The sequence below is a fragment of the Cognatundibacterium luofuense genome, from assembly GCF_018139685.1.
GTDB classification, from domain to species: Bacteria; Pseudomonadota; Gammaproteobacteria; order Burkholderiales; family Burkholderiaceae_D; genus Undibacterium; species Undibacterium luofuense.
This window is the reverse complement of record NZ_JAGSPN010000302.1, coordinates 1-359: the sequence shown is the minus strand read 5'-3', so window position 1 is coordinate 359 and position 359 is coordinate 1. Positions and strand designations below refer to the sequence as shown.

Sequence of the window (359 nt, the reverse complement as noted above, 5' to 3'; positions counted from 1 at the left end):
AGACAAGTCCAGATCGGGTTCGGCCAGTCAGCCTGGAGCCGAATTTCGGCGTAGTGAGCCGGGTAAACTGGAAGATTCAGGTGCATTCTGTCGACGAAGCGGCTTGGCGGGCTTTGGAGCAAATTCATAAGGGGGCAAGTCTGGAGCAGGCATTTGAAGTCGCATTGCAAACTCAGGCTGAGTTTGATGTGGCGCAAGGCCTGAGTCAATGGCTGGAATGGGACTGCTTTGCAGACCTGACGCCTCACGTCAATTCCTTCGCTTCGCAACGATGAAAACACTGTTTGTAGCCAGATTTGCTGTGGCGGAGCGTGATAACTGTTTGCTGCCAAGGCAGTCAGAACAGATGCGAATTCAGA

General features: G+C 52.9%; 1 protein-coding gene. It reads left to right on the top strand.

From position 1 onward, the window contains the following. The coding region (locus tag KDM89_RS20515; protein ID WP_212689706.1) for a hypothetical protein at window positions 1-275 on the top strand (275 nt) is incomplete at its 5' end. Between the last annotated feature and the right edge of the window lie 84 nt (window positions 276-359).